Below are 23,700 nucleotides of genomic sequence, written 5' to 3'. Positions count from 1 at the left end.
CCTCACCGGTCGTCCATCAGGTCGCGGATCCGCCATCCGGCCTCCCCCCTGACCATCAGGAGGGAGGCCGGTCGGCGTTCCGGGGCATCCGCGTCCCCGTGCATCGTGATGAGCGCCGTGTCGCCGAGGCGCTGGGCCGTGTCCAACCGGTCGGACGCGTGCAGCTCGGAGCCCTCGGGCCCTCCCGACCGTGCCCGGGAACGGTCGGCGTCCTCGATCGCGGAGTCCGGCTGATCCACCTCGTGGAGGCATCCGTCCGAGGCGGCGCGCAGGCACGCCGCGCGAAGCCGGAGCAGCGCCGGCGCGGCGACGTCGGGATCCGGGGAGGCCGCCGCATCCGCGTCGGGATGATCCGGCACCACGTCCGTCGGCACCTGCTCCGGCATCCCGTCGGCGGTCCCCGGTCCCGTCGAGGGCGTCGGGCGCCCGACGGCCGTCTGCGGGGCGTCGTGCGCCGCGGCGCCCAGCATCGGCACGACGACAGCGCCGGATGCCGCGACGAGGAGCGCCACGGCGCCGCCCACCCACACGCGCGGACGCACCGCCGCCGTCTCGCGCCGGACGGCGGCGCCGGCGATGCGCAGGCGGGCGGCGCACCGGCGCCCGAGCGTCTCCCGGGGCGCCCGATGGCGGCGAGGCGCGACGCGCGGGAGGACTCCCCTCGACGCCTCGACCCTCCTCTCGCGCCGCCGGGGGACACGCGGCCCGTCGGGGAGCGGCCCGATCGCCGCGGCGCCGGGTACGCCGCCGACGGGCCACCGGTCGTCGTCCGCCGGGTGGAGCGCGATGTCCGCCAGAGGTGCCGCATCCACGGTCTCCAGCAGCCGATCGGCGAGGTCGTGCGCGGTGGCGTCCGATTCGCCGTGGACCGCGTCGTCGAGCCGGGTGAGCCAGTCGTCCCAGGAGGAGTCAGCGGATCGCGGCCCCCCGTCATGGGGCATCCGGAGCGCAGCCGCCATGCGCGCCACCCGGGCCAGGTCGTCCGCCATCGGGTCCGTGCCGTGGCCGGGTCCGGAGGCCGCTCCCTCCTCGTCCGATCCGCCCGGCAGGTGCGCGGATCCGAGCCCGCCGAGCACCGGGCGCCCCGTCCCATCCAGGAGGACGTGCGTCAGGTCGAGCGCCCCGTGCGCGATGCCGACCTGGTGGAGGTCGCCGAGACCCCGCAGGACGGACGCCAGCAGGGTCGCCACCTCCCCGGGCGTCAGGCCGCCCCTCCTGCCCACGAGCGCCGCCGCGGTGCCGCGGGCGCACAGGGTCTGGACGAGGCACGTGCCGCCGTCCGCGAGCGACGCGACGTCGAGCAGGCGCACGACGTGCTCGGAGTCGACCGCCTGGAGCGCGAGGATCTCGGTGTGGCCACGACTCCGCTGCGTGGCGGGGACGATCTTCACCGCGACGTTGCCCGAGGGGTCCTCGCCGTCGCCCAGGCGCGCCGTGGGTCGACCGAGGAACACCTGCGCGCGCTCGCCCCGGCCGACGAGCCGGACCAACCGGTAGCCGGCGATGTCCGATGCGCCGTCGACGGGTCCCGTGCCCGCACGGCGCCGAGCGGCGGCGGGCGTCCGCCCCGGTGGCGAGGGACGTCGCTCCCCGTCCCGCGCGCGCGTCTCCCGCGATCCCCGCCTTCCCTCACGTGCTCCCTGCACGACCACCGTCCTCCCCGGCTGCCGCTCCCCTGTCGAGGAGGGGCGGCCCCTCGGAGGGGGAGCATGCGCGACGCGTCGTGTCGAGGCGGCTCCGCCGCTGCTGTCGGGGATGGCGTCGCCTTCGCGAGGCTGGGAGGGAGCCAACGTGGCGCGGTGCCGGGACGTGCCCGGGCACCGGGTATCCTGGGCACCATGGCCCGCAAGACAGCCTCTCCGAAGGCGCCCAAGGAACCCGGCCGCATCAAGCAGATGTGGCAGGTCTTCCAGATGACCCGGCGGTACGACAAGAGCTCGGTCTGGTGGATGCTCCTGGCGCTGCTCGGGCCCGTCGTCGTCGGCATCCTGCTCGCCGTCTTCGCGACGGGCGGCAGCTGGCTCACCGCGATCCTCTTCGTGATCGCCGGCGTCTTCGCCGGCATCCTCGCCTTCCTCATCGTCCTCGGGCGCAAGGCCGAGCGCGCCGCGTACCTGCAGATCAAGGGCCAGCCCGGCGCCGTCGGCGTGGTGCTCCGCAGCTCGCTCAAGCGCGGCTGGGTCGGGAGCGAGATGCCGGTCGCCGTCAACGGCAAGTCCCAGGACGCGGTCTACCGCGCCGTCGGGCGTCCCGGGGTCGCGCTGATCGGCGAGGGTCCCAAGAGCCGCACGACGCGCATGCTCGAGGACGAGCGCCGCAAGATCGCACGCGTCCTCCCCAACGTGCCCGTGCACTTCGTCTTCGTGGGACCCGACGCCGACTCCGTCGAGCTGCACAAGCTCGCCGGCCGGCTGCAGCGCTTCCCGCGCACCATCACGAAGGCGGAGGTGCTGGCCGTCAACAACCGGCTCACCTCCCTCGGGCAGAACAGCATGCCGATCCCGAAGGGCGTGGACCCCTTCAAGGTGCGCCCGTCGCGCGCCCGCTGATCCCCCTCTCGTCGCCCGTTTGCGCGGGCATTCGCCCCGGCGCAGACTGAGCCCATGGATCCGGTCTCCGCTGCGGCCCTGCTCGGGGTCGCCGTCGACGCCGACCGGCCCACCATCAGCCGGGCCTACGCGCGCCGGGCCCGGGAGACGCATCCGGATCGGCTGCCCGGCGCGACGCCGCAGCAGCTCCGCACGGCACACGAGCGCTTCGTCCAGCTCACCCTCGCGCGCGATGCGCTGCTGCTGCGTCGCGATCCGAGGTCGACGCATCCCGGTGCGGTTCCCCGTCCGGGTCCCGCGGCGGCCCCCCGCGACGCGACGCCGCCGGTGACCGCGACACCCGAGCGCCGCCATCCCTACGGACGATCCCGACGCGAGCTCGCACGCAGGGGCCTCGGGCCGTCGATCGCCGCGGTGTGCGGGCTCGCGGGCATCCTGGTGGTCCTGGTGACGTTCCAGGACTCGACGCGGGCGCAGTTCACGACGATCGGCGCCGACCTGACACGGGACGCGGTCGTCGTGCCGGTCCTCGATCCTGCCTCCCGCGCGAGCGAGTGCGTCGACACCACGTCGTGCACGCTCCTGGACATGACGGCCCCCGAGGACTGCAGCGCGGCCCTGGCGCGCTTCGAGGTGACCACGGGGCGCACGGACGACGGCCGCGAGACCGAGAGCCGCGAGCTGGGCGCCGTCCGTGCCGGGTCGCCCGCCCGCGTGGTGCTCGGCGGGGTCGACCCGGAGCTCGTCTACCTCGGGTGCGAGCCCGGCTGACGCCGAGCCGCACCGTCCCCGAGGGGGCGTGCCGCGGTCACGACGTGCGGACGAGGACCGTGCCGGAGAAGACGTCGTGGAGGCCGCGCTGGTCGGCGTTCCAGACCACCGCCGGCACCACCAGGCAGAGGAGGACGGTGCGGAGCGCGGGGCGCCAGAGCGACACGTAGCCGCCCGTGAGCGGCCGCACGCGCATGCCGAGGACGACGTGGCCGACGCTGCCGCCCAGCGTGACGACGAGGACGTACTGCATCACGGCGAAGATCGCGAGCGTCGCCGTGGCGTCGTAGGAGAAGAAGGCCCACGACACGACGACCGCGAGGGCCCAGTCGATGCACACGCCGACGATCCTCCGCCCGGCGCGGGCCACGGAGCCCCGCCCCCGCTCCGGGAGGCCGAGGCGCTCCCCCGGCCACCTGTTCCGTCCGGGATCGCCGAGTTCGGGGCTGTACGGGGTGGCGGGCACGCATCGATCCTAGGCGCGCGGGCGGTGGATCCCCTGATCTCCGGGGCATGCGGACAGTCGGCGACGCGCCCGGGACGGCCTGCGTAACATCGCGGAAACACGGCGGTTATGGCGAGGTAACCCCTTCCCCCTAGGGTCGGAGAGGCTGAAACCGTCAGTCTCATCCGCTCCGGCCCCCTTTTGGAGACACCACATGTTCAGAGACTCATCCGAGGTGCTCGCGTTCATCAAGGACACCGACGTCAAGTTCCTCGATATCCGGTTCACCGACCTCCCCGGGGTGCAGCAGCACTTCAACATCCCCGCGTCCACCGTCGACGAGGAGTTCTTCTCCGTCGGCCAGCTGTTCGACGGCTCGTCCATCCGCGGCTTCGCGAGCATCCACGAGTCGGACATGCAGCTCATCCCCGACGTGACGACCGCCTACGTCGACCCGTTCCGCATCGAGCGCACGCTCATCATGGTGTTCGACATCTACAACCCCCGCAACGGCGAGATCTACGCCCGCGACCCGCGCCAGGTGGCCAAGAAGGCCGAGAAGTTCCTCGCCGCGTCCGGCATCGCCGACACCGCGTTCTTCGCCCCCGAGGCCGAGTTCTACATCTTCGACGACGTCCGCTACGAGGTGAACCAGCACACGAGCTTCTACTCGGTGGACTCCGAGGAGGGCGCGTGGAACTCGGGACGCGAGGAGGAGGGCGGCAACCTCGGCAACAAGACGCCGTACAAGGGCGGCTACTTCCCCGTCAGCCCGGTCGACAAGCAGGCCGACCTCCGCGACGACATCAGCCTCAAGCTGATCGACGCAGGACTCATCCTCGAGCGCGCGCACCACGAGGTGGGCACGGGCGGCCAGGCCGAGATCAACTACCGCTTCGACACCATGGTGCACGCGGCGGACGACATCCTGAAGTTCAAGTACATCGTCAAGAACACGGCCGAGCAGTGGGGCAAGACGGCCACGTTCATGCCGAAGCCGCTCTTCGGCGACAACGGCTCGGGCATGCACACGCACCAGTCGCTCTGGAACGACGGCAAGCCGCTGTTCTACGACGAGGCCGGCTACGGCGGCCTGTCGGACGTCGCGCGCTGGTACATCGGCGGCATCCTCAAGCACGCGCCCGCCATCCTCGCGTTCACGAACCCGACGGTGAACTCCTACCACCGCCTCGTGCCCGGCTTCGAGGCGCCCGTCAACCTCGTGTACTCGGCGGGCAACCGCTCGGCGTCCATCCGCATCCCGATCACGGGCACCAACCCGAAGGCGAAGCGCATCGAGTTCCGCGCGCCCGACGCGTCGAGCAACCCCTACCTCGCGTTCGCGGCGCAGCTCATGGCCGGCATCGACGGCATCAAGAACCGCATCGAGCCGCACGAGCCCGTCGACAAGGACCTCTACGAGCTCCCGCCCGAGGAGGCGAAGAACATCCCGCAGGTGCCGGCGTCGCTCGGCGCCGCTCTGGACGCGCTGGAGGCCGACCACGACTTCCTCACGGCCGGCAACGTGTTCACGCCCGACCTCATCGAGACGTGGATCGAGTACAAGCGCGAGAAGGAGATCAAGCCCCTCGCGCAGCGCCCGCACCCGTTCGAGTTCGAGCTGTACTACGGCGTCTGATCCCCTCGCCGCCCCGCATCGGGGCGCGTGACGCACGGGCTGTCCTCCTCCGGGAGGGCGGCCCGTCGTCGTGTCCGCGGGAAGCCGATGGGGCGGCTCTCGGATGGGCGAGATGACGCGGGGTCAGGCCCCGAGCGGATCCACGCGGTCGTCGAACCCGTAGAAGAGCCGCTCGAACACCGCGCGCGACCGGCGCGTCACGCCCAGGTACTCCTCCTCCAGGACCGACGCGGATCCGGGCGGGTACTCCAGCAGGCGCGCGATGGCGTCGAGCGCCGCGCGGTCCGCGGGGAGGACGTCGGCCGTGCGGTTCGTCCAGAGGGTCATGGCCGAGCGCACGCGGGACGCCAGGAGCCAGGCCTCGCGCAGCCGCTCGGCGTCATCCGGCGCGACGAGCCCGGCGTCGACCGCCGCGTCGAGGGCGCCGAGCGTGGTCGGCGTGCGCAGCGCCGGGTGCGCGTGCGCGTGCTGCAGCTGCAGGAGCTGCACGAGCCACTCGACGTCGCTGAGGGAGCCGCGTCCGAGCTTCAGGTGCCGCGTCGGATCCGCGCCCTGAGGGAGCCGCTCGTTCTCCACGCGCGCCTTGATGCGCTTGATCTCCCGGACGTCGGCCTCGCCGATGGCCGCCGGGTACCGGATCCGGTCCGCCAGCTCCGTGAAGTCCGCGATGAGCCCGCTGTCGCCGACGACGCCACGTGCGCGCAGGAGCGCCTGCGCCTCCCACGTGAGCGACCAGCGCTCGTAGTAGGCCCGGTAGGACGCGAACGAGCGGACGACGGGGCCGTTGCGGCCCTCGGGTCGGAGGCCCGTGTCGAGGTCGAGCGGCAGGCGCGAGTCGTCGGTGAGGCGCGTGAGTTCGGACACGATGAGCTGCGCGCGGCGCTGGGCGAGGTCGGGGTCCATGCCGGCGATCGGGCGGTACACGTGCATCACGTCGGCGTCGGAGCCGAAGCCGAGCTCCGCCCCGCCGTAGCGGCCCATGGCGACCACGGCGTACTCGGGCCACGGCCCGTCCTCGCGGCGGATGGCGCGCATCACCCCGCGCAGGGTGGCCGTGGTGATGTCCGCGAGCGACGGCCCGAGGGTCTCGACGTGCGTGACGCCGACGATGGCGCCGATCGCGAGACGCAGGACCTCTCGGCGCCGCAGGGTCCGGAGCGCCGCGGCCGCCGCGTCGGCCGTGGGGTGGCGGTTCACCGTGGCCACCGCCTCCTCGTCGAGCGATGCCCGGGAGCGGGGCCGCAGATCCTCATCGCGGGCGAGCCACGCGGCCGCCTCGGGAACGCGGTCGAGCAGCTCGGACACGTAGCGGGATCCGGACAGCACCTGCGTCAGCCGCTGCGCCGCGCCCGCGGAGTCGCGCAGCATCCGCAGGAACCACGTCGCCTCGCCCAGCGCCTCGCTGAGCCGGCGGAACGCGAGCAGGCCGTGATCGGGATCCGGTCCATCCGCGAACCACTGCAGGAGCACGGGCAGCAGGTGACGCTGGATGGCGGAGCTCCGGGACACGCCCTGCGAGAGCGCGCGGATGTGCGCGAGGGCACCGCGCGCGTCGACGAAGCCGATGGCCGAGAGGCGCGCCGCGGCCTGGTCGCTCGTGAGGGCGAGCGTCTCCTCGGGGAGGGAGGCGACGGCGGCGAGCAGCGGGCGGTAGAACAGGCGCTCGTGCAGCGTGCGGACCCGGGTCTTGGTGGCGGTCCACCGCGCGACGAGCTCCTCTGCTCGCCCGTCGAGGCCCGTGCTGCGCGCGAGAGCGCGCAACCGCTCCTCGTCGACGGGCATGAGGTGCGTGCGGTGCAGGCGCTCGAGCTGGAGGCGGTGCTCGAGCAGGCGCAGGTAGCGGTAGTCGCGGGCGAAGTCGCCGGCCTCCACGCGACCGATGTAGCCCGCGTCGGCGAGGGCGACGAGCGCGGGCAGCGTGCCGCGCTGCCGCACCTGCTCGTCCGTCTGGCCGTGGACCAGCTGGAGGAGCTGCACCGTGAACTCGATGTCGCGGATGCCGCCGGGCCCGAGCTTGATCTGCTGGTGCAGCTGCTCGGCGGGGATGTTGTCCGTCACGCGCGTGCGCATCCGCTGGACCTGACCGACGAAGCCCTCGCGGGACGCGCTCGACCAGACGAGGGGAGCCACCGCATCGGCGTACCGCTCCCCCAGCTCGGCGTCGCCGGCCAGCGGCCGGGCCTTGAGCAGCGCCTGGAACTCCCAGTCCTTGGCCCACCGGTCGTAGTAGGCCAGGTGCGAGTCGAGGGTGCGGACGAGGGCGCCGGCCTTGCCCTCGGGCCGGAGGTTCGCATCCACCTCCCAGAGCGCGGGCTCGACCTCGTGCTCGTCGATCCCGCGCATGGTGAGCACGGCCAGCCGCGTCGCGAGCTCGACCGCGCGATGGGGCTCGATCGCGGATTCGCCGTCGGCGTCCGTCGCGGCCTCGGCCACGAAGATGACGTCGACGTCGCTGACGTAGTTCAGCTCCCGGGCCCCCGCCTTGCCCATGCCGATGACGGCGAGGCGGGTCGCCGCGATCTCGTCGGGACGGGCGCGGCCGAAGGTGCCGGGCGCCGACAGCTCGGCGCGGGCGACCGCGAGCGAGGCCTCGAGCGCGGCGCCCGCGAGGTCGGCCAACGCGGCCGTGACCGGTCGGACGGCCACGAGCGGGTCCGGGTGCACGAGGTCCCACGCGGCCACGCGGGCCACGAGGGCGCGGTACCGGATGCGGAGCGCCGCGCGCGCCTCGGCCCCGGTGATCGCGGCGACGCCGTCCACCGCGCCCACGGAGGCGAGCAGCACCTCCCGCACGTCGCCCGGCGCGGGCGAGTGCGCGAGCGGGAGGGCGAAGGCGTCGAGTTCGGCCGGATGCCGCGCCAGGAAGTCGGCGAGTCCGGCGGAGGATCCGAGCACCCGGGCCAACCGGTGCCGCGCGTCGGCGTCGTCGAGCACGGCGCATGTCCGCTCCGGGTCGAGCCGCAGCAGCCGGACGAGCGCATCGAGCGCGGCATCGGGATCCGCGCTCGGCGTCAGCGCCTCCACCAGGTCGGCCTCGGCCCACGCGGAGAGGTCGGCCGCCTCGGCCAGGGTCTCCCCCACCTCGCTCAGCCGGGCGAAGCCGGCGCGCGCGAGCGCGCCGGTCAGGGTCTGTCCGCGTCTCATCGGGTGCTCCGGCCTCGTCGTCGGATGTTGTTGCGGATGCGTCGGGCGGGGATCCGCGTCAGAGCATCTCGAGGTTCGAGCGCAGCTCGTACGGCGTCACCTGGGCGCGGTAGTCGCGCCACTCCTGCCGCTTGTTGAGCAGCACGTAGTTGAACACCTGCTCCCCCAGCGTCTCGGCGACGAGCTCGGAGCGCTCCATGAGCTGGATCGCGTGGTCGAGGCTCGACGGCAGCGGCGCGTAGCCGAGGGCGCGACGCTCGGCGTCGCTCAGGCTCCAGACGTTGTCCTCGGCCTCGGCGGGGAGCTCGTAGCCCTCCTCGATGCCCTTGAGGCCCGCGGCCAGCATGAGCGAGAACGAGAGGTACGGGTTCGCGGCGGAGTCGATCGCGCGGTACTCGACGCGCGAGCTGTTGCCCTTGTTCGGCTTGTACAGCGGCACGCGGACGAGCGCGGAGCGGTTGTTGTGCCCCCACGTGACGAAGCTCGGGGCCTCGCCGCCGCCCCAGAGGCGCTTGTAGGAGTTCACGAACTGGTTGGTCACGGCCGTGATCTCGGGGGCGTGCTTGAGCAGCCCCGCGATGAACTGGCGGCCGATGGTCGAGAGCTGGTACTCGGCGCCGGACGCGTAGAACGCGTTGACGTCGCCCTCGAACAGGGACATGTGCGTGTGCATGCCGCTGCCGGGCTGATGCGCGAGGGGCTTCGGCATGAACGTCGCGTACACGCCCTGCTCGATCGCGACCTCCTTGATGACCGTGCGGAAGGTCATGATGTTGTCGGCCGTGGTGAGCGCGTCGGCGTAGCGGAGGTCGATCTCGTTCTGGCCCGGCCCCGCCTCGTGGTGGCTGAACTCCACCGAGATGCCGAGGTCCTCGAGCATGCGCACCGAGCGGCGGCGGAAGTCGTGCGCCGTGCCGCCGGGGACGTTGTCGAAGTAGCCCGCCGCATCCACCGGCTCCGGGCCGTCGACGCCGAACTCGCTCGACTTGAGCAGGTAGAACTCGATCTCGGGGTGCGTGTAGAAGGTGAAGCCGCGGTCGGCCGCCTTCTCCAGCGTGCGCTTCAGGACGTTGCGCGGATCCGCGATGGCGGGCTGACCGTCGGGCGTGGAGATGTCGCAGAACATGCGCGCGGTGGGGTCGATCTCGCCGCGCCACGGGAGGATCTGGAACGTCGTCGGATCCGGGTGGGCCAGCATGTCGGCCTCGTAGGAGCGCGTGAGCCCCTCGATGGCGGAGCCGTCGAACCCGAGGCCCTCGGCGAACGCGCCCTCGACCTCGGCCGGGGCGATCGCCACCGACTTCAGGGTGCCGGTCACGTCGGTGAACCACAGGCGCACGAACTTGATCCCGCGCTCCTCGATCGTCCGCAGGACGAAGTCACGCTGCTTGTCCATCCACCACCCTCTCGTCGGAGTCCAACCTACCGGCTGACCAGGGGCGGCGCGGAGCGCGACGGGGCCCGCCCGTAGACTCGCGGACATGCAGAGCCCCGACGCTGCCGTCACCCCGCCCGAGCCCGCCCGCCTCCCCTCGGAGGCCTCCGCCGCACCGAAGCGCGTGCGGATCCGCCACTTCGCCCGGGCCAAGGAGCAGGGGCTCAAGATCACCGGGCTCACGAGCTACGACATGCTCACGGCCGGCGTCTTCGACGAGGCCGGGATCGACTTCCTGCTCGTGGGCGACTCGGCGGGCAACACGGTGCTCGGCTACGACACGACCGTGCCCGTCACGGTCGACGAGCTCCTCCCGCTGGCGCGGGCCGTGGCCGCCTCCGCCCAGCGCGCGCTGGTCGTCGCCGACCTGCCCTTCGGCTCCTACGAGTCGGGCCCCGACCAGGCGCTCGCCACGTCGGTGCGCTTCATGAAGGAGGCGCGCGCGCACGCCGTGAAGCTCGAGGGCGGCGTGCGGAGCGCGGAGCAGATCCGCCGGGTCGTCTCCTCCGGCATCCCCGTGATGGGCCATGTGGGCTTCACGCCGCAGAGCGAGCACGGCCTCGGCGGGCACATCATCCAGGGGCGCGGCGACGCGGCCGAGGCGCTGCTCGCCGACGCGCGCGCCGTCGAGGACGCGGGTGCGTTCGCGGTGGTGCTGGAGATGGTCCCGCAGGAGATCGCACGGCGCGTCACCTCCGAGCTGCGGATCCCCACGATCGGCATCGGCGCGGGCCCGGGCACCGACGGGCAGATCCTCGTCTGGACGGACTTCGCGGGCCTCACGTCGGGTCGCGTGCCCCGGTTCGTGCGCCGCTACGCGGACATGCGCCAGGTGCTGCTCGACGCGGCCACGCGCTACCGGGACGACGTCGTCGCCGGCGCCTTCCCGTCGGAGGCCGAGAGCTACTCCGACTGAGGCCGGCCGTCAGTCGGCGTCGCGCTCCTCGGCGGCCCACTGCTCCGAACGCTCGCGCAGGCGCTGCGGCGCGGCGGCGGCCTCCTCGGCCGTGGCGAACGGGCCGATGCGGTGGACGCCAGGGGACAGCATCCCCTTCTCCACCTCGCCCGTGCGGTCGTCGTACCAGTACTGCTCGTCGCTGTCGCTCATGCTGCCGATGCTAGGCCCGCCGGGCCCGGTCGGGCGGGCGGGACGCGGTCGGACGAGCCGGTAGGGTCGCTTGCATGAGCGAGGACGCGACGACCGCAATCGGCATCGACATCGGCGGCACGGGGATCAAGGGCGCCATCGTGGATGTCGCGACCGGCGAGCTGAAGAGCGAGCGCGTGAAGCTCCCGACGCCGCAGGGCGGCGAGCCCGAGGACATCGTGGCCACCGTCACGCAGATCATCGAGGCGCTCGGCGAGGTGCCCGCGGGCACGCCGCTCGGCGTGTGCTTCCCGGCCGCGATCGTCCACGGCACGACCATGTCGGCCGCCAACGTCTCCCCCAGCTGGATCGGCCTCGAGGCCGAGAAGCTGTTCGAGGAGCGCCTGGGCCTCGAGATCACCTTCGTGAACGACGCCGATGCGGCCGGCTACGCCGAGGCTCGCTACGGCGCGGCCAAGGACGTGCGCGGCCTCGTGATCATGACGACGCTCGGCACCGGCATCGGCACGGCCCTCATCCACGACGGCGTCCTGATCCCCAACGCGGAGCTCGGCCACATGGACGTGGCCGGCCGGCGCGACTTCGAGCGTCGCGCGTCCTACGCCGCCAAGGAGCGCGCGCACCTCAACTGGAAGCGCTGGGCCGCGCGCCTGCAGGTCTACTACGGCCAGCTCGAGAAGCTGATGTGGCCGGAGCTGTTCATCGTCGGCGGCGGCGTCTCCAAGAACCACAAGCACTTCCTGCCGCTGCTGCGCCTCCGCACGCCCATCGTGCCGGCGGAGCTGCGCAACAACGCCGGGATCATGGGCGCGGCCGCCCTCGCCGCGCACGCGGTCGGCGCGAGCACGCACGCCCCCGCCGCCGAGCTCGTGGACAAAACGAAGCCCGAGGACTGACGCGGACCGCAGCCCCGCACGACGGAAGCGGCCGGACCCCCGAGGGGATCCGGCCGCTTCCGCGTCTGGCGCGTGGTGCGGATGGGCCGGCTGATACGCCGGGTTCTGTCCCGGTGCACAAGGCACCATGGACGGCCATCTATCTCGGAGCTGCGTCACCGCAGCCCTCCAGCGGTCTACCCGGGGACTGGACGAGCAGCCTGTGCGTCCCCTGTTCGACCTTGCTCCGGGCGAGGTTTGCATAGCCGACCCGATCACTCGGGCCGCTGGTGGTCTCTTACACCGCCGTTTCACCCTCACCCGCCGCTTCCGCGACGGGCGGTCTGCTCTCTGTTGCACTGTCTCGCGGGTCGCCCCGGGTGGGTGTTACCCACCGCCCTGCTCTGCGGAGCCCGGACGTTCCTCGACGCGGTCTCCCCCTCTCGGGATCCTCCGCGGCGCGACCGTCTTGCCGACCCATCCGCGGGGACGAGTCTAGGGCAGGGTTCGGCCGGCGGCCGGCCTAGAGGCCGGACTCGTCCGTGCGGACGAGGATCGCGTTGCTCTCGGGGTCGATGACGACGTCGTCGGGCGCGCGCTTGCGCAGCGCGTCGAGGTCGCTCTGGTGGAGGGCGATGTTGCTGCCGAGCGAGATGCCGCGGTGGAGCATCGCGGCGCCCACGCCGTAGCGGGCGCGCTGCTTCTCGTAGAGGGCGAGGAGGTCCTCGGGGAACCGCGACGCCCGGGCGTCGCGGTCCTGCTGCGCTTGCTCGGCTTGGACGCGCAGCTCCACGGCGGCGGCGTCGCGCTCCGCCTCGAGGGCCGAGATCCGGTCGGCGAGGGCATCGCGCTCCACGGACACCTCGGCCTGCGCGGCCTGCGCCTCCTCGAGACGCTGCATGACCTCGAGCTCGACCTCCTCGAGGTTGTCGCGGCGGCGCAGCAGCGACTCGAGCTCCCGCTCCAGCGCCTGCACGTCCTTGGAGCTGCCGCCCGCCTCGATGCGGCTGCGGTCGCGGTCCATGCGCGCCTGCACGACGGCCACGTCCGACTCGATCCGCGCCAGCTCCGTCTGCGCGTCCTCGACGACGCCGGTGCGCTCGCTGAGGCGGCGTCGGACGCCGTCCATCTCGCGCTGCAGCGCGTCGATCTGCTTCAGCTGCGGGAGCTGGGCGAGGCGGCCGCGCAGGTGCGTCAGCCGGGTGTCGATCTCCTGCAGGTCGAGGAGCTCCTTCTGGACGCTCGGATCGGCTTTCATGCTCTCCCTCTCGTGGTGCGGCGGTGCGACGTGCGCGCCGGCCGGTGGTGCGGGGTGCGGCCCGTGCCGCGTGCGTCACTGGGTGACGGCGAAGTCCCAGGGGTCGGTGCGGATGTCGCTGACGGTGACGTCGGTGCCGGGCAGGGCAGCGCGGAGCGCGTCCGCCGCGACGTCGAGCCACAGCCACTCGCTCGCCCAGTGCGACGTGTCGAGGAGGTACGGGGTGCCGCCGGCGAGCGCGGCGGACTCGCGGGCCTCGCTGGCGGGGTGGTGCCGCAGGTCGGAGGTGATGTAGACGTCGGCTCCCCTCACGGCAGGCGATCCCAGGAGCGAGTCGCCCGCCCCGCCGCACAGGGCCACGCGTCGCACGGGGGCGTCGTACGGGCCGGCGGCACGGATGCCGGTGGCCGTGGGCGGCAGGATCCGTGCGAGCTCGGCGGCGAGGCGCCCGAGGGTCGTCGCGGCGGGCAGGTCGCCGACCCGGCCGATGCCGCGGACGCCGTCCCCGGCGGGCTCGAGGGGCCGGAGGCTCTGCGGCGGGATGCCGAGCAGGGCGGCGAGTCGCCCGGACGTGCCCTCCTCGACGACGTCGGACGTGGTGTGCGCGGCGTAGAGCGCGCAGTCGGCGCGGACGAGGTCGGCGAGCAGGGCGCCCTTGTAGCCGGTCTCGGCGATGGTCGTGACGCCGCGGAGGAGCAGCGGGTGATGCGTGAGCAGGAGGTCGGCGTCGGCGGCGACGGCCTCGTCGACGGTGGCGCGCACGGCGTCGACGGCCAGGTGGATCCGCTCCACGGGGCGGGCGGGGTCCCCGCTCACGAGCCCCGAGGCGTCCCAGTCCGACGCGCCCGCAGGCGGCCAGGCGTCCTCGATGGCGCGGACGGCGTCGGCGAGGGTGTGGGTCACGTCGCCCATCGTAACGAAGGGGCGTCGGGCGCCGACGCGCGGGAGGACCTCAGCCGCGGCGTCCGCCACGCGATGCGGAGCCCCCGCCGCCCACCGCCGTAACCTCGGGCAGGATCCCGGGGGTGGGCACGAGCGGCTCGAGCGGCCACAGCGCGCGCTGCGACGAACCGGGGTGCCTGCTCGATCCGTGGGTCGCGGCGTCGACCACGGACCGGGAGGCCTCGTCGTCGCCGGTGTCGGGGCTCATGGGGGAACAGTAGCGGGGAAGACCGTGAGGACCCTAACGGATGCACGATCCGCGCACCCGCCGTCCGCAGGGTCAGCGCACGCCGCGCGCGGCCAGGGCGTCGCCCAGGTCGTCGGCGTGCTTCAGCGCGAGGACGAGGAACGGGACGACCGAGGTCGTGATGCCCGTCCGCCCGCCGCGGGCCCTCTGCGCGTCCCGCACGTCGCGTGCGAGGCGCGCGAGCACCGGCACGGTCGACACGGTGACCGCGAGCAGCAGCGCGACCCGCTCGGAGTCGAGCCCGAGCCGCCGGGCCGGTCGGAGGCCCCGTTCCACCGCGTCGAGGATCTCCGTCGTCGAGGTCGTCAGCATGAGGAGGCCCGGGACGGCGATGGCCGCCGCGATGCGCGCGGTGTTCGACACCGCCGGCTCGACGCCGAGGAGGACCAGCTGGCTCACCAGCGTGAACAGCAGGATCCACCTCGTCGCCCGCACCTGGCGCCCCAGCGCCCGCAGCCCGAGCGCTCCGTCGCCGAGTCCGGCCGCGCCGTAGCAGGCGATGGCGATGGCGAGGGCGGCGACGGCTCCCGCCCAGGTGGACGGGAGGACGGAGACGCCGAGCACGACGAACGCGACGAGCACGAGCTCGGGCCCGGTGGGCATGCGGGCGAGGCGTCCCGCCGAGGGTCCCGCCGTCATGCGAGCATCGCCTCGTACTCGGCGACGACCTCCGCGGGGGGCCCGACCCGACGCACCCGCCCGTCGGCGAAGAGCACGGCGGCGTCGCAGCGCTGCGCGGCGGCGAGGTCGTGCGTGACGAGGAGGAGCCGGTGCCCGTCCTCGAACAGGTGGTCGGCGACCCGACGGGCGTTGCGCGCGTCGAGGTACGCGGTCGGCTCGTCGGCGATCACCAGCTCCGGCCCCCGGACGAACGCGCCCGTCAGGGCGAGCAGCTGCTTCTGGCCGCCGGACAGGTCGTGCGCGGACCTGTCGGCCAGGTCGCCGAGCCCGAAGCGCGCGAGCGCTGCGTCGACGCGCGCGTCCGACTCCGCCCGCGACAGCCGCTCGGGCCGCAGCGAGAAGGCCACGTCCTCGCGCACGGTCGGCATCACGATCTGGGCGTCCGGGTTGCTGAACACCAGGGCCACGCGTCGCCGCAGCTCGCGGGCGTCGCGTTCCGGATCGAGGCCCAGCACGCGGAGGTCGCCCGCGTCCCGCCGCACCAGCCCGCCGACGAGCCGCGCGAACGTGCTCTTGCCCGAGCCGTTCTCGCCGACCACGGCGACCGTCCGCGCGTCGAGGTCGAGGGTCACGTCCGCGAGCACGTCGACGTCGCCCAGACGGACGCCCACGCCCTCGAGCCGCAGGGCGGGAGGCGTCACGTCGTCGGCACCGCTCGCGCGTCGCGGGCCCGGGTCCAGCCGGCGCGGCGGCGGAAGGCGCGCGGGTAGCCGCGCACCAGGGTCATCACGATCCCCGTCGCGATGACGGTCTTGATCGCGTCCCCCGGCAGGAACACCAGGCTCGTGAGGACGGTCTCGCCGAGCGGCAGGCGGGTCACCGCGCTCTGCACGGGGATGCCGACCGCGTAGATCGCGAGGATGCCGCCGGCCACCATGCCGACCGCCGTGCGCCAGGCGACGGGTCGTCGCCCTCCCGCGTGCACCACGAGCCCGATCACGAACGCGCCCAGGATCCAGCCGACGAGGTACCCCGCGCTCGGCCCGGCGAACACCCCGAGCCCGCCGGCGCCGCCGGACAGGAGCGGCAGCCCGACGGCGACGAGCAGCAGGAGCACGACGATGCAGAGGGCGCCGAGCCACGGGCCGAGGATCGCGCCGGCGAGCATCACGCCCAGGGTCTGCGCGGTGATGGGCACGCCGCCGAGCACGCTGATGCCGCCGGGGAGCCCGAGCACCGCGATCACGGCGGCCAGGACCGCGACCCGGGCCAGGTTGGTGGCGTCGACGCGGGGCGTGCGCTCCGCGCGCTCGAAGCCCCGGGCGGGGAGGGAGGACGGGGTCATGGGCATCCTTCGGATCGGCGCGACGGCAGGTCGTCGGCAGCGGGAGCCGGACCGGCTCCTGAACGCCGTTCACTATAGTGAGCGCATGGCGGACGCGCGCGGCGGGAGGCGTCTCACCCGCGACGACGTCGCCGCGGCGGCCCTCCGGCTCCTCGACGAGCACGGCCTCCCCGACCTCACGATGCGCCGGCTCGGCGCCGCCCTCGACGTGCAGCCGAGCGCGCTCTACTGGCACTACCCGGACAAGCAGACCCTCCTGGCGGCGGTGGCCGACCGCATCGTGGCCGGAGCGGCGCGGCACCGCGGAGGCGCGGACGCCCCGGGCGACGCCACGGCGGCCATCCGCGACCAGGCGTCCGCGCTGCGCCTGGCGCTCCTCGCGCACCGCGACGGCGCCGAGGTCGTCGCCAGCACGACGGCCCTGGGCCTCGGCGCGGCGGATGCCCGGGACGCGCTCGCGGCGGCGGTCGCGGGTGCCGGCTTCGCCGCCGGTGCCGCCGATCGCGCGGCGGACGCGCTCCTGCACTTCGTGCTCGGCCACGTGACCCACGAGCAGCAGCGGACCCAGCTCGCCCGCCTCGGGGTGATCGCGGCCGACGAGCACCGCGGGGGCGACGCGCGGGACGGCTTCGACTTCGGGATCGACCTGCTGGTGCGCGGCCTGGCGTCGCTCCGCGGGCGGGAGACGGGATCCGGGGTGGGCCCTGCCGGGCTCGAACCGACGACATCCACGGTGTAAGCGTGGCGCTCTACCAACTGAGCTAAGGGCCCGGGCGGCCGGGGATCCGACGCCCCGCCATGCTAGCCGACCGCGTCGGCGCGCCCCCGCTCGGGGGACGGGGAGCGCCGTAGCCTCTCCCCCGTGCCCACCCACCCCTCGCGCCGCACGGTCGCGGAATCCCGCTGGCCCGCTGCGGCCGGCCTCCTCGCCGCGGTCGCGCTCTACGGCGTTGCGCCGACCGCCGTGCCCCCGGGCGTGCGGATCGCCGTGGTCGTCGCCGCCGTCGCCCTGCTCGTCCCGCTGGTCGTGCTCAACCCGCGCCGCCTCGATCGGGAGACCGCCTGGTCGCGCGGGCTCGGCCTCGCCCTCGGCGGTCTCCTGCTCGTCGCGAACCAGGTGAGCCTCGTGGTGCTCGTGGTGGCCCTCGTCGACGCCTCGGAGGCGGGTCCGGAGCTGCTCCTGACGGCGCTGCAGGTGTGGACGACGAACATGCTGGCCTTCGCGCTCGTCTACTGGGAGATGGACCGCGGCGGCCCCGTCGCGCGCCGGGCGCACGCCCGGGCGTCGCTCGCGCCGGCGGACTTCCGCTTCCCCCAGGACGAGGACGCGGGGGCCGTCTCCGAGGTGGCCAGACGGTCGTCGGAGCACGCCGACTGGGTGCCGGGCTTCGTCGACTACGCGTACTTCTCGCTGACGAACTCCATGGCGTACAGCCCCACCGACGTCATGCCGCTGTCGCACCGGGCCAAGGGCCTCATGGCGCTGCAGGCGTTCGCGGGCTTCGTGATCCTCGCGCTCGTCATCGCCCGGGCCGTCAACATCCTCAGCTGACGGCGGGCGACGACGGCATCAGGCGGGGACGAGAGCCAGGTCGCGGATGGCGGAGCGGTAGGCGTCGAGCTCGCGCGCCTCGCCCGGAGCCGTGATGAAGCTGCGGCGGATGATGCCCCGCGTGTCGATGAGGAACGTCGCGCGGTTGGCGAAGCCCTTCCCCTCCAGGAACACGCCGTACTCCTTGGCGACCTGGCCGTGGGGCCAGAAGTCGGCGAGGAGCTGGAAGTCGATGCCCTGCTGTTCGGCCCAGGCCCGCAGGGTGTGCTTGCTGTCGACGCTGATGCCGATGAGCTCCACGCGGCTGTCCGCGAACATGCCGAGGTTCTCCTCGAGCTGGCACATCTCGCCGGTGCACGTCCCGGAGAACGCCAGGGGGAAGAAGACGAGGGCGACCGCGCGATGACCGCGGTACTCGCTCAACCGGACCCGCTCGCCGAACTGGTTGGCGAGCTCGAAGTCGGGAGCCTGTGTGTCGTTGGCCAGGGCCATGGGGTGCGGTTCCTTCCGTGCCGGCAGATGTCCCCTGTCTGGCACGAGGACCGATCCTACGCCGGGGTCCCGCGATGTCCAGCGCCGCCGCCGCGCCGCTCCCGGCCGCCGTCGGTGACCGTCGGTCCGCATGGGTAGGCTTGCCCTCGGCGTACGCGCGGTCTCGCACCCTTCGAGCCCCGTGGCACCGAAGACGATGTCTGCACACCACAGGAAGAGGTCGAGGGTGACTGTCAACGACCAGGATCCGTACTCGGTGAACCACACCGACAGCGATCCGGAAGAGACCGCCGAATGGAACGAGTCCCTCGACGGGCTCGTCGAGGCGCAGGGTCGGGGTCGCGCGCGCGACGTCATGCTCAGCCTCCTCAAGCGCTCGAAGGAGCTGCACCTCGGGGTGCCGATGGTCCCGACCACGGACTACATCAACACCATCGCGCCGGAGAACGAGCCCGACTTCCCCGGTGACGAGGACCTCGAGCGCCGCTACCGCGCGTGGATCCGCTGGAACGCGGCCGTCACCGTGCACCGGGCGCAGCGTCCCGGCATCGCGGTCGGCGGGCACATCGCCACGTACGCCTCCTCCGCCGCCCTCTACGAGGTCGGCTACAACCACTTCTTCCGCGGCCAGGACCACCCGGGCGGCGGCGACCAGGTCTTCGTGCAGGGCCACGCCTCCCCCGGCACCTACGCGCGCGCCTTCCTGGAGGGACGTCTCAGCGAGCACCAGCTCGACGGGTTCCGCCAGGAGAAGAGCCACGAGGGCGGTGGGCTGTCGTCCTACCCGCACCCCCGCCTCATGCCGGAGTTCTGGCAGTTCCCCACGGTCTCGATGGGCCTCGGCCCCATCAACGCCATCTACCAGGCGCAGGCGAACAAGTACCTCACCAACCGCGGCATCAAGGACGCCTCCGACCAGCAGGTCTGGGCCTTCCTCGGCGACGGCGAGATGGACGAGGTCGAGAGCCGCGGACAGCTCCAGGTGGCGGCGAACGAGAAGCTCGACAACCTCAACTTCGTCATCAACTGCAACCTCCAGCGCCTCGACGGACCCGTCCGCGGCAACGGCAAGATCATCCAGGAGCTCGAGAGCTTCTTCCGCGGCGCCGGCTGGAACGTCATCAAGGTCGTCTGGGGTCGCGAGTGGGACGACCTGCTCGCCCGCGACACCGAGGGCGCGCTCCTCGAGCTGATGAACCGCACGCCCGACGGCGACTACCAGACCTTCAAGGCCGAGAGCGGCGCCTACATCCGCGAGAACTTCTTCGGGCGCGACGAGCGCACCGCGAAGCTCGTCGAGGGCTACACCGACGACCAGATCTGGAACCTCAAGCGCGGCGGCCACGACTACCGCAAGGTCTACGCGGCGTTCAAGGCGGCCAGCGAGCACACGGGCCAGCCCACGGTGATCCTCGCCAAGACCGTCAAGGGCTACGGCCTCGGCCCGAGCTTCGAGGGCCGCAACGCGACCCACCAGATGAAGAAGCTCACGCTCGACAACCTCAAGCAGTTCCGCGATGAGATGCGCGTGCCGATCACGGACGCCCAGCTCGAGGAGGACCCGTACCTGCCGCCGTACTACCACCCCGGCCAGGACGACGAGGCGATCCAGTACATGCACGAGCGCCGTCGCGCGCTCGGCGGGTACTCCCCCGAGCGCCGCACGAAGCACACGGCCATCTCGCTGCCGGACGACTCGGCCTACCGCATCTCCAAGAAGGGCTCCGGCACGCAGGAGATCGCCACGACCATGGCGTTCGTCCGGCTGCTCAAGGACCTGATCCGCGCGAAGGACTTCGGCAACCGCGTCGTCCCGATCATCCCGGACGAGGCCCGCACGTTCGGCATCGACGCCTTCTTCCCGACGGCGAAGATCTACAACCCGAACGGCCAGCACTACACGTCGGTCGACCGCGAGCTGCTGCTGTCCTACAAGGAGAGCCCGCAGGGCCAGATCGTGCACGTGGGCATCAACGAGGCGGGCGCGCTGGCGGCGTTCACGAACCTCGGCACCACGTACTCGACGCAGGGCGAGCCGCTCATCCCGATCTACGTCTTCTACTCGATGTTCGGGTTCCAGCGCACGGGCGACGCGATCTGGGCGGCGGGCGACCAGATGGCGCGCGGCTTCCTCATCGGCGCGACCGCCGGCCGCACCACGCTCACGGGCGAGGGCCTGCAGCACGCGGACGGCCACTCGCTGGTCCTGTCGGCAACCAACCCCGCGGTCGTCTCCTACGACCCGGCGTACGCCTACGAGATCGGGCACATCGTGCGCACCGGCCTCGAGCGCATGTACGGCGGCGAGCACGAGGACCCGAACGTCATGTACTACCTCACGGTGTACAACGAGCCGATCATCCACCCGGCCGAGCCCGAGGGCGTGGACGTGGACGGCATCGTCCGCGGCATCCACAAGCTCAAGGACGGCTGGGTCGACGGCCCGAAGGCGCAGCTCATGGCTTCCGGCGTCGCCGTCCCGTGGGCCCTCGAGGCGCAGCAGCTCCTCGCCGACGACTGGGGCGTGTCCGCGGACGTCTGGTCCGTCACGTCCTGGGGCGAGCTCCGCCGGGACGGCCTGGCGGCCGAGGAGCACAACCTGCTCCACCCGCACTCCGATGAGCGCGTGCCGTACCTGGAGGAGAAGCTCCGCGGATCCGAGGGCCCGTTCGTCGCGGTCACCGACTTCTCGCACGCGGTGCCCGACCAGATCCGCCAGTTCGTCCCCGGCGACTACTCGACGCTCGGCGCCGACGGCTTCGGCTTCTCGGACACGCGCCCGGCGGCCCGCCGCTTCTTCGCGATCGACGGCCCGTCGATGGTCGTGAAGACGCTGCAGCGCCTCGCCAAGCAGGGCAAGGTCGACCGGGACGCGCCGAAGTGGGCGATCGACAAGTACCGCCTGCTGGACGTCACCGCCGGCACGACCGGATCGGCGGGCGGCGAGGCGTGAGCTGCGCCGACCTGACGTGACGACGAGCGACCGGCACGACACCGACGTGGAGACCGGGGAGACGAAGGCGGAGACGCTGACGTGGCTCCGGTCCCTCTCGGGCGAGCTGGCGAGCGCGACGCTCAAGCGGCTCGAGGACACGCTGCCCTGGTACGGCGCGATGCCGCCCGGGCGGCGGTCCGCGGTCGGGCTCGTGGCGCAGGCCGGCATCACGTCGTTCATCCACTGGTACGACGACCCGGACTCCACGCCCTGGATCGCGGCGGACGTCTTCGGCGCGGCGCCGCGCGAGCTCCTGCGCTCGGTGACGCTGCAGCAGACGCTGCAGCTCATCCGCGTCACCGTGGAGGTCGTCGAGGATCGCGTCCGCGACCGCCACCGCACGGTGCGGGACGCGATCCTGCTCTACTCCCGGGAGATCGCCTTCGCCGCGGCCGACGTGTACGCCCGCGCCGCCGAGGCCCGGGGCCTCTGGGACGCTCGGCTCGAGGCGCTCGTGGTCGACAGCATCCTCTCGGGCGAGTACGACGACGAGCTGCCGTCCCGCATCGCCGCCCTCGGGTGGCACGGACACGGCGAGGTGTCCGTCCTCGTCGGCACGGCGCCCCCCGTGCTCGACGTCGACCAGCTCCGGCGCACCGCGCGGCACCTCGACGCCGACGTCCTCATCGGCGTGCAGGGGAGCCGACTCGTGCTCGTGATCGGGCGCGCGTCGCCCGCGGTGGCGGATCCGGAGGTCCCGGAGGCGGAGGCGACGCAGGTCGCGTTCCTCGAGATCGCCACGCAGCTCGAGCCGGAGTTCGGGAACGGCCACCTCGTGCTCGGCCACGAGGTGCCGAGCCTGGTCGAGGCCTCCCGCAGCGCGCGGGCCGCCCTCGCGGGGTTCGCCGTCGCGCGCTCCTGGCGCAACGCCCCGCGACCCACGCTCGCCGACGACCTGCTCCCCGAACGCGCCCTCGCCGGCGATCCGCTCGCGCGCTCGACCCTCATCAACCGCATCTACAAGCCCCTCCAGGCGCACTCGACCGAGCTGCTCGCGACGCTGTGGTGCTACCTCGACACCGGTCGGTCGCTCGAGGCGACCGCGCGGGAGCTGTTCGTGCACCCGAACACCGTGCGGTACCGCCTGAAGCGCGTGTCGGACGTCATCGGCTGGGATGCGACGGGGGCCCGCGAGGCGCTCATCCTCCAGGCGGCGCTCATCATCGGCAGCATCGCCGAGGCGGGGACCGTCGTGCCCAAGCAGCAGACGCCCGGTCGGACGCGGCCGAAGCGCCAGGCGGCCCGGTGACCCGCCGATCGTGTGGCCTCGTCACAACGTCGTGGAGGATCCTCTGTAGGACCTCGACTCCGACGCGGCTCGCGCACGCTGGGAGGATGGACGGATGATCATCGTCGTGTGCCCCGGCCAGGGCTCCCAGAAGCCCGGATTCCTCTCCCCGTGGCTGGAGCACCCCGATCACGCCCGGCTCCTCGGCGAGCTCGGCGACGCGGCCGGGCTCGACCTCGTCACGCACGGCACCACGTCGGACGCGGACACCATCCGCGACACCGCCGTCGCGCAGCCGCTCATCGTCGCGGCGGGCATCATGGCCCTCCGGGCGCTCCTCGCCGACGGCCGGGACGCCTACGTGGCCGGCATCGCCGGGCATTCGGTGGGCGAGATCACCGCGGCGGCGGGCGCCGGGATCCTCACGGACACGGAGGCCATGGCCCTCGTCCGCACGCGGGGCGATGCGATGGCCGAGGCCGCAGCCACCACGCGCACGGGCATGAGCGCCGTCGTGGGCGGCGACCAGGACGCCGTCCTGGCGCGGCTCGCGGAGCTGGGCCTGGAGCCCGCCAACTACAACGGCGGCGGCCAGATCGTCGTGGCCGGCGAGCCGGAGGCCCTCGCGGCCCTCCAGGCCGACCCGCTCCGGGGGACGCGCGTCATCCCGCTCCAGGTGGCGGGGGCCTTCCACACCCACCACATGGCGCCCGCGGTGGACGCGCTCCGAGACGCCGTCGCCCCGCTCGCGCCCCGCGACCCCCGCTTCCCCGTGTGGACGAACCGCGACGGCAGCCGGGTCGACTCCGGTGCCGCCTACCTCGACCTCATCGTGGGCCAGGTCGCGAGCCCGGTGCGCTGGGACCTCTGCATGGAGGCCTTCGACGCCGCCGGCGTCACCGGGCTCATCGAGGTCGCTCCCGCGGGCGCCCTCACCGGACTCGCCAAGCGCGGCCTCAAGGGGCTGCCGACCCTCGCGCTCTCCACGCCCGACGACCTCCCGGCGGCCATCGACATGCTCGACGCGCACGCCTGATCCCGCCGCACCCGACAC

22 protein-coding genes, 1 tRNA gene and 1 other RNA gene are annotated in these 23,700 nt (G+C 73.2%); 10 read left to right on the top strand and 14 right to left on the bottom strand.

Going from position 1 to position 23,700, the window contains the following annotated elements:
- Positions 1–2 precede the first annotated feature (2 nt).
- Positions 3–1,490, bottom strand: coding sequence for a protein kinase domain-containing protein (locus tag ACU4ZT_RS08605; RefSeq protein ID WP_445337026.1), 1,488 nt, complete (start codon positions 1,488–1,490; stop codon positions 3–5).
- A gap of 348 nt (positions 1,491–1,838) precedes the next feature.
- Between ACU4ZT_RS08605 and ACU4ZT_RS08600 the strand changes: the two genes are divergently transcribed.
- The gene (locus ACU4ZT_RS08600) at positions 1,839–2,549 is read left to right on the top strand and encodes a DUF4191 domain-containing protein (RefSeq protein WP_063071877.1); all 711 of its coding nucleotides are present in this window, start codon (positions 1,839–1,841) and stop codon (positions 2,547–2,549) included.
- 54 nt (positions 2,550–2,603) lie between these two features.
- Complete coding sequence (locus ACU4ZT_RS08595) at positions 2,604–3,320, top strand: J domain-containing protein (RefSeq protein ID WP_063071878.1); 717 nt, start codon at positions 2,604–2,606, stop codon at positions 3,318–3,320.
- 37 nt (positions 3,321–3,357) lie between these two features.
- Here the strand turns inward: ACU4ZT_RS08595 and ACU4ZT_RS08590 are convergent, their stop codons facing one another.
- The gene (locus ACU4ZT_RS08590; protein WP_063071879.1) at positions 3,358–3,786 is read right to left on the bottom strand and encodes an RDD family protein; all 429 of its coding nucleotides are present in this window, start codon (positions 3,784–3,786) and stop codon (positions 3,358–3,360) included.
- A 193-nt stretch (positions 3,787–3,979) separates the two neighbouring features.
- Here ACU4ZT_RS08590 and glnA (ACU4ZT_RS08585) point away from each other — a divergent pair, with 193 nt between their 5' ends.
- Positions 3,980–5,404, top strand: coding sequence for a type I glutamate--ammonia ligase (glnA, locus tag ACU4ZT_RS08585; protein ID WP_063071880.1), 1,425 nt, complete (start codon positions 3,980–3,982; stop codon positions 5,402–5,404).
- 123 nt (positions 5,405–5,527) lie between these two features.
- Here the strand turns inward: glnA (ACU4ZT_RS08585) and ACU4ZT_RS08580 are convergent, their stop codons facing one another.
- Together ACU4ZT_RS08580 and glnA (ACU4ZT_RS08575) are read right to left on the bottom strand one after the other, a co-directional pair.
- Complete coding sequence (locus ACU4ZT_RS08580) at positions 5,528–8,548, bottom strand: bifunctional [glutamine synthetase] adenylyltransferase/[glutamine synthetase]-adenylyl-L-tyrosine phosphorylase (protein WP_445337025.1); 3,021 nt, start codon at positions 8,546–8,548, stop codon at positions 5,528–5,530.
- 58 nt (positions 8,549–8,606) lie between these two features.
- Positions 8,607–9,944 carry a type I glutamate--ammonia ligase gene (gene glnA, locus ACU4ZT_RS08575; RefSeq protein WP_063071882.1) on the bottom strand — a complete coding sequence of 446 codons (1,338 nt, stop codon included), beginning with the start codon at positions 9,942–9,944 and terminating at the stop codon, positions 8,607–8,609.
- A gap of 85 nt (positions 9,945–10,029) precedes the next feature.
- Between glnA (ACU4ZT_RS08575) and panB the strand changes: the two genes are divergently transcribed.
- Positions 10,030–10,899, top strand: a complete 870-nt coding sequence (gene panB / locus ACU4ZT_RS08570; RefSeq protein WP_063071883.1) for a 3-methyl-2-oxobutanoate hydroxymethyltransferase — start codon at positions 10,030–10,032, stop codon at positions 10,897–10,899.
- A 9-nt stretch (positions 10,900–10,908) separates the two neighbouring features.
- Here panB and ACU4ZT_RS08565 read toward each other — a convergent pair whose 3' ends face one another.
- Complete coding sequence (locus tag ACU4ZT_RS08565) at positions 10,909–11,091, bottom strand: hypothetical protein (protein ID WP_063071884.1); 183 nt, start codon at positions 11,089–11,091, stop codon at positions 10,909–10,911.
- Between the two features lie 74 nt (positions 11,092–11,165).
- Here ACU4ZT_RS08565 and ppgK point away from each other — a divergent pair, with 74 nt between their 5' ends.
- Positions 11,166–11,987: a polyphosphate--glucose phosphotransferase gene (gene ppgK, locus ACU4ZT_RS08560; RefSeq protein ID WP_063071885.1), complete on the top strand. Its 822-nt coding sequence runs from the start codon at positions 11,166–11,168 to the stop codon at positions 11,985–11,987.
- A 78-nt stretch (positions 11,988–12,065) separates the two neighbouring features.
- Here the strand turns inward: ppgK and rnpB are convergent.
- The 7 genes from rnpB to ACU4ZT_RS08525 all read right to left on the bottom strand — a co-directional run bounded on the left by rnpB (position 12,066) and on the right by ACU4ZT_RS08525 (position 16,379).
- An RNA gene (gene rnpB, locus ACU4ZT_RS08555) (RNase P RNA component class A) lies at positions 12,066–12,446 on the bottom strand.
- Between the two features lie 43 nt (positions 12,447–12,489).
- Entirely contained in the window at positions 12,490–13,224 is a 735-nt protein-coding gene (locus ACU4ZT_RS08550; protein ID WP_445337024.1) for a zinc ribbon domain-containing protein, read from the bottom strand.
- A gap of 75 nt (positions 13,225–13,299) precedes the next feature.
- Positions 13,300–14,127 (bottom strand): Nif3-like dinuclear metal center hexameric protein, encoded by an 828-nt coding sequence (locus ACU4ZT_RS08545; protein WP_063071953.1) that lies wholly within the window; start codon positions 14,125–14,127, stop codon positions 13,300–13,302.
- Between the two features lie 49 nt (positions 14,128–14,176).
- The gene (locus tag ACU4ZT_RS08540; protein WP_063071887.1) at positions 14,177–14,374 is read right to left on the bottom strand and encodes a hypothetical protein; all 198 of its coding nucleotides are present in this window, start codon (positions 14,372–14,374) and stop codon (positions 14,177–14,179) included.
- Positions 14,375–14,446: 72 nt separating this feature from the next.
- Complete coding sequence (locus ACU4ZT_RS08535; protein WP_063071888.1) at positions 14,447–15,052, bottom strand: CbiQ family ECF transporter T component; 606 nt, start codon at positions 15,050–15,052, stop codon at positions 14,447–14,449.
- Positions 15,049–15,735, bottom strand: a complete 687-nt coding sequence (locus ACU4ZT_RS08530) for an energy-coupling factor ABC transporter ATP-binding protein (RefSeq protein ID WP_063071889.1) — start codon at positions 15,733–15,735, stop codon at positions 15,049–15,051. The genes ACU4ZT_RS08535 and ACU4ZT_RS08530 overlap by 4 nt, the downstream gene beginning before the upstream one ends.
- Complete coding sequence (locus ACU4ZT_RS08525) at positions 15,732–16,379, bottom strand: biotin transporter BioY (RefSeq protein WP_445337023.1); 648 nt, start codon at positions 16,377–16,379, stop codon at positions 15,732–15,734. The genes ACU4ZT_RS08530 and ACU4ZT_RS08525 overlap by 4 nt, the downstream gene beginning before the upstream one ends.
- Between ACU4ZT_RS08525 and ACU4ZT_RS08520 the strand changes: the two genes are divergently transcribed.
- Positions 16,378–17,118 (top strand): TetR/AcrR family transcriptional regulator, encoded by a 741-nt coding sequence (locus ACU4ZT_RS08520; protein ID WP_445338645.1) that lies wholly within the window; start codon positions 16,378–16,380, stop codon positions 17,116–17,118. The genes ACU4ZT_RS08525 and ACU4ZT_RS08520 overlap by 2 nt on opposite strands.
- Here ACU4ZT_RS08520 and ACU4ZT_RS08515 read toward each other — a convergent pair.
- Positions 17,078–17,150, bottom strand: a tRNA-Val gene (locus tag ACU4ZT_RS08515). The two genes, ACU4ZT_RS08520 and ACU4ZT_RS08515, sit on opposite strands and share 41 nt — an antisense overlap.
- 91 nt (positions 17,151–17,241) lie before the next feature.
- On the opposite strand from ACU4ZT_RS08515, the gene ACU4ZT_RS08510 reads away from it, so the two are divergent.
- A complete protein-coding gene (locus ACU4ZT_RS08510) occupies positions 17,242–17,931 on the top strand; it encodes a DUF1345 domain-containing protein (RefSeq protein WP_063071891.1) in 690 nt (229 codons plus the stop codon).
- Positions 17,932–17,949: 18 nt separating this feature from the next.
- Here ACU4ZT_RS08510 and ACU4ZT_RS08505 read toward each other — a convergent pair whose 3' ends face one another.
- Positions 17,950–18,423 carry a peroxiredoxin gene (locus tag ACU4ZT_RS08505; RefSeq protein ID WP_063071892.1) on the bottom strand — a complete coding sequence of 158 codons (474 nt, stop codon included), beginning with the start codon at positions 18,421–18,423 and terminating at the stop codon, positions 17,950–17,952.
- Positions 18,424–18,649: 226 nt separating this feature from the next.
- On the opposite strand from ACU4ZT_RS08505, the gene aceE reads away from it, so the two are divergent.
- The 3 genes from aceE to ACU4ZT_RS08490 all read left to right on the top strand — a co-directional run bounded on the left by aceE (position 18,650) and on the right by ACU4ZT_RS08490 (position 23,682).
- The gene (gene aceE, locus ACU4ZT_RS08500; RefSeq protein ID WP_445337022.1) at positions 18,650–21,376 is read left to right on the top strand and encodes a pyruvate dehydrogenase (acetyl-transferring), homodimeric type; all 2,727 of its coding nucleotides are present in this window, start codon (positions 18,650–18,652) and stop codon (positions 21,374–21,376) included.
- A gap of 16 nt (positions 21,377–21,392) precedes the next feature.
- On the top strand, positions 21,393–22,667 hold the full coding sequence (locus ACU4ZT_RS08495; protein WP_445337021.1) for a PucR family transcriptional regulator: 1,275 nt from the start codon (positions 21,393–21,395) through the stop codon (positions 22,665–22,667).
- A gap of 94 nt (positions 22,668–22,761) precedes the next feature.
- Positions 22,762–23,682, top strand: a complete 921-nt coding sequence (locus tag ACU4ZT_RS08490; protein ID WP_445337020.1) for an ACP S-malonyltransferase — start codon at positions 22,762–22,764, stop codon at positions 23,680–23,682.
- The last annotated feature ends 18 nt before the right edge of the window (positions 23,683–23,700 follow it).

The organism is Clavibacter davisi (assembly GCF_052751415.1).
Note: the sequence above shows the minus strand (reverse complement) of the source record. Positions and strands in the feature narration are given on the sequence as shown.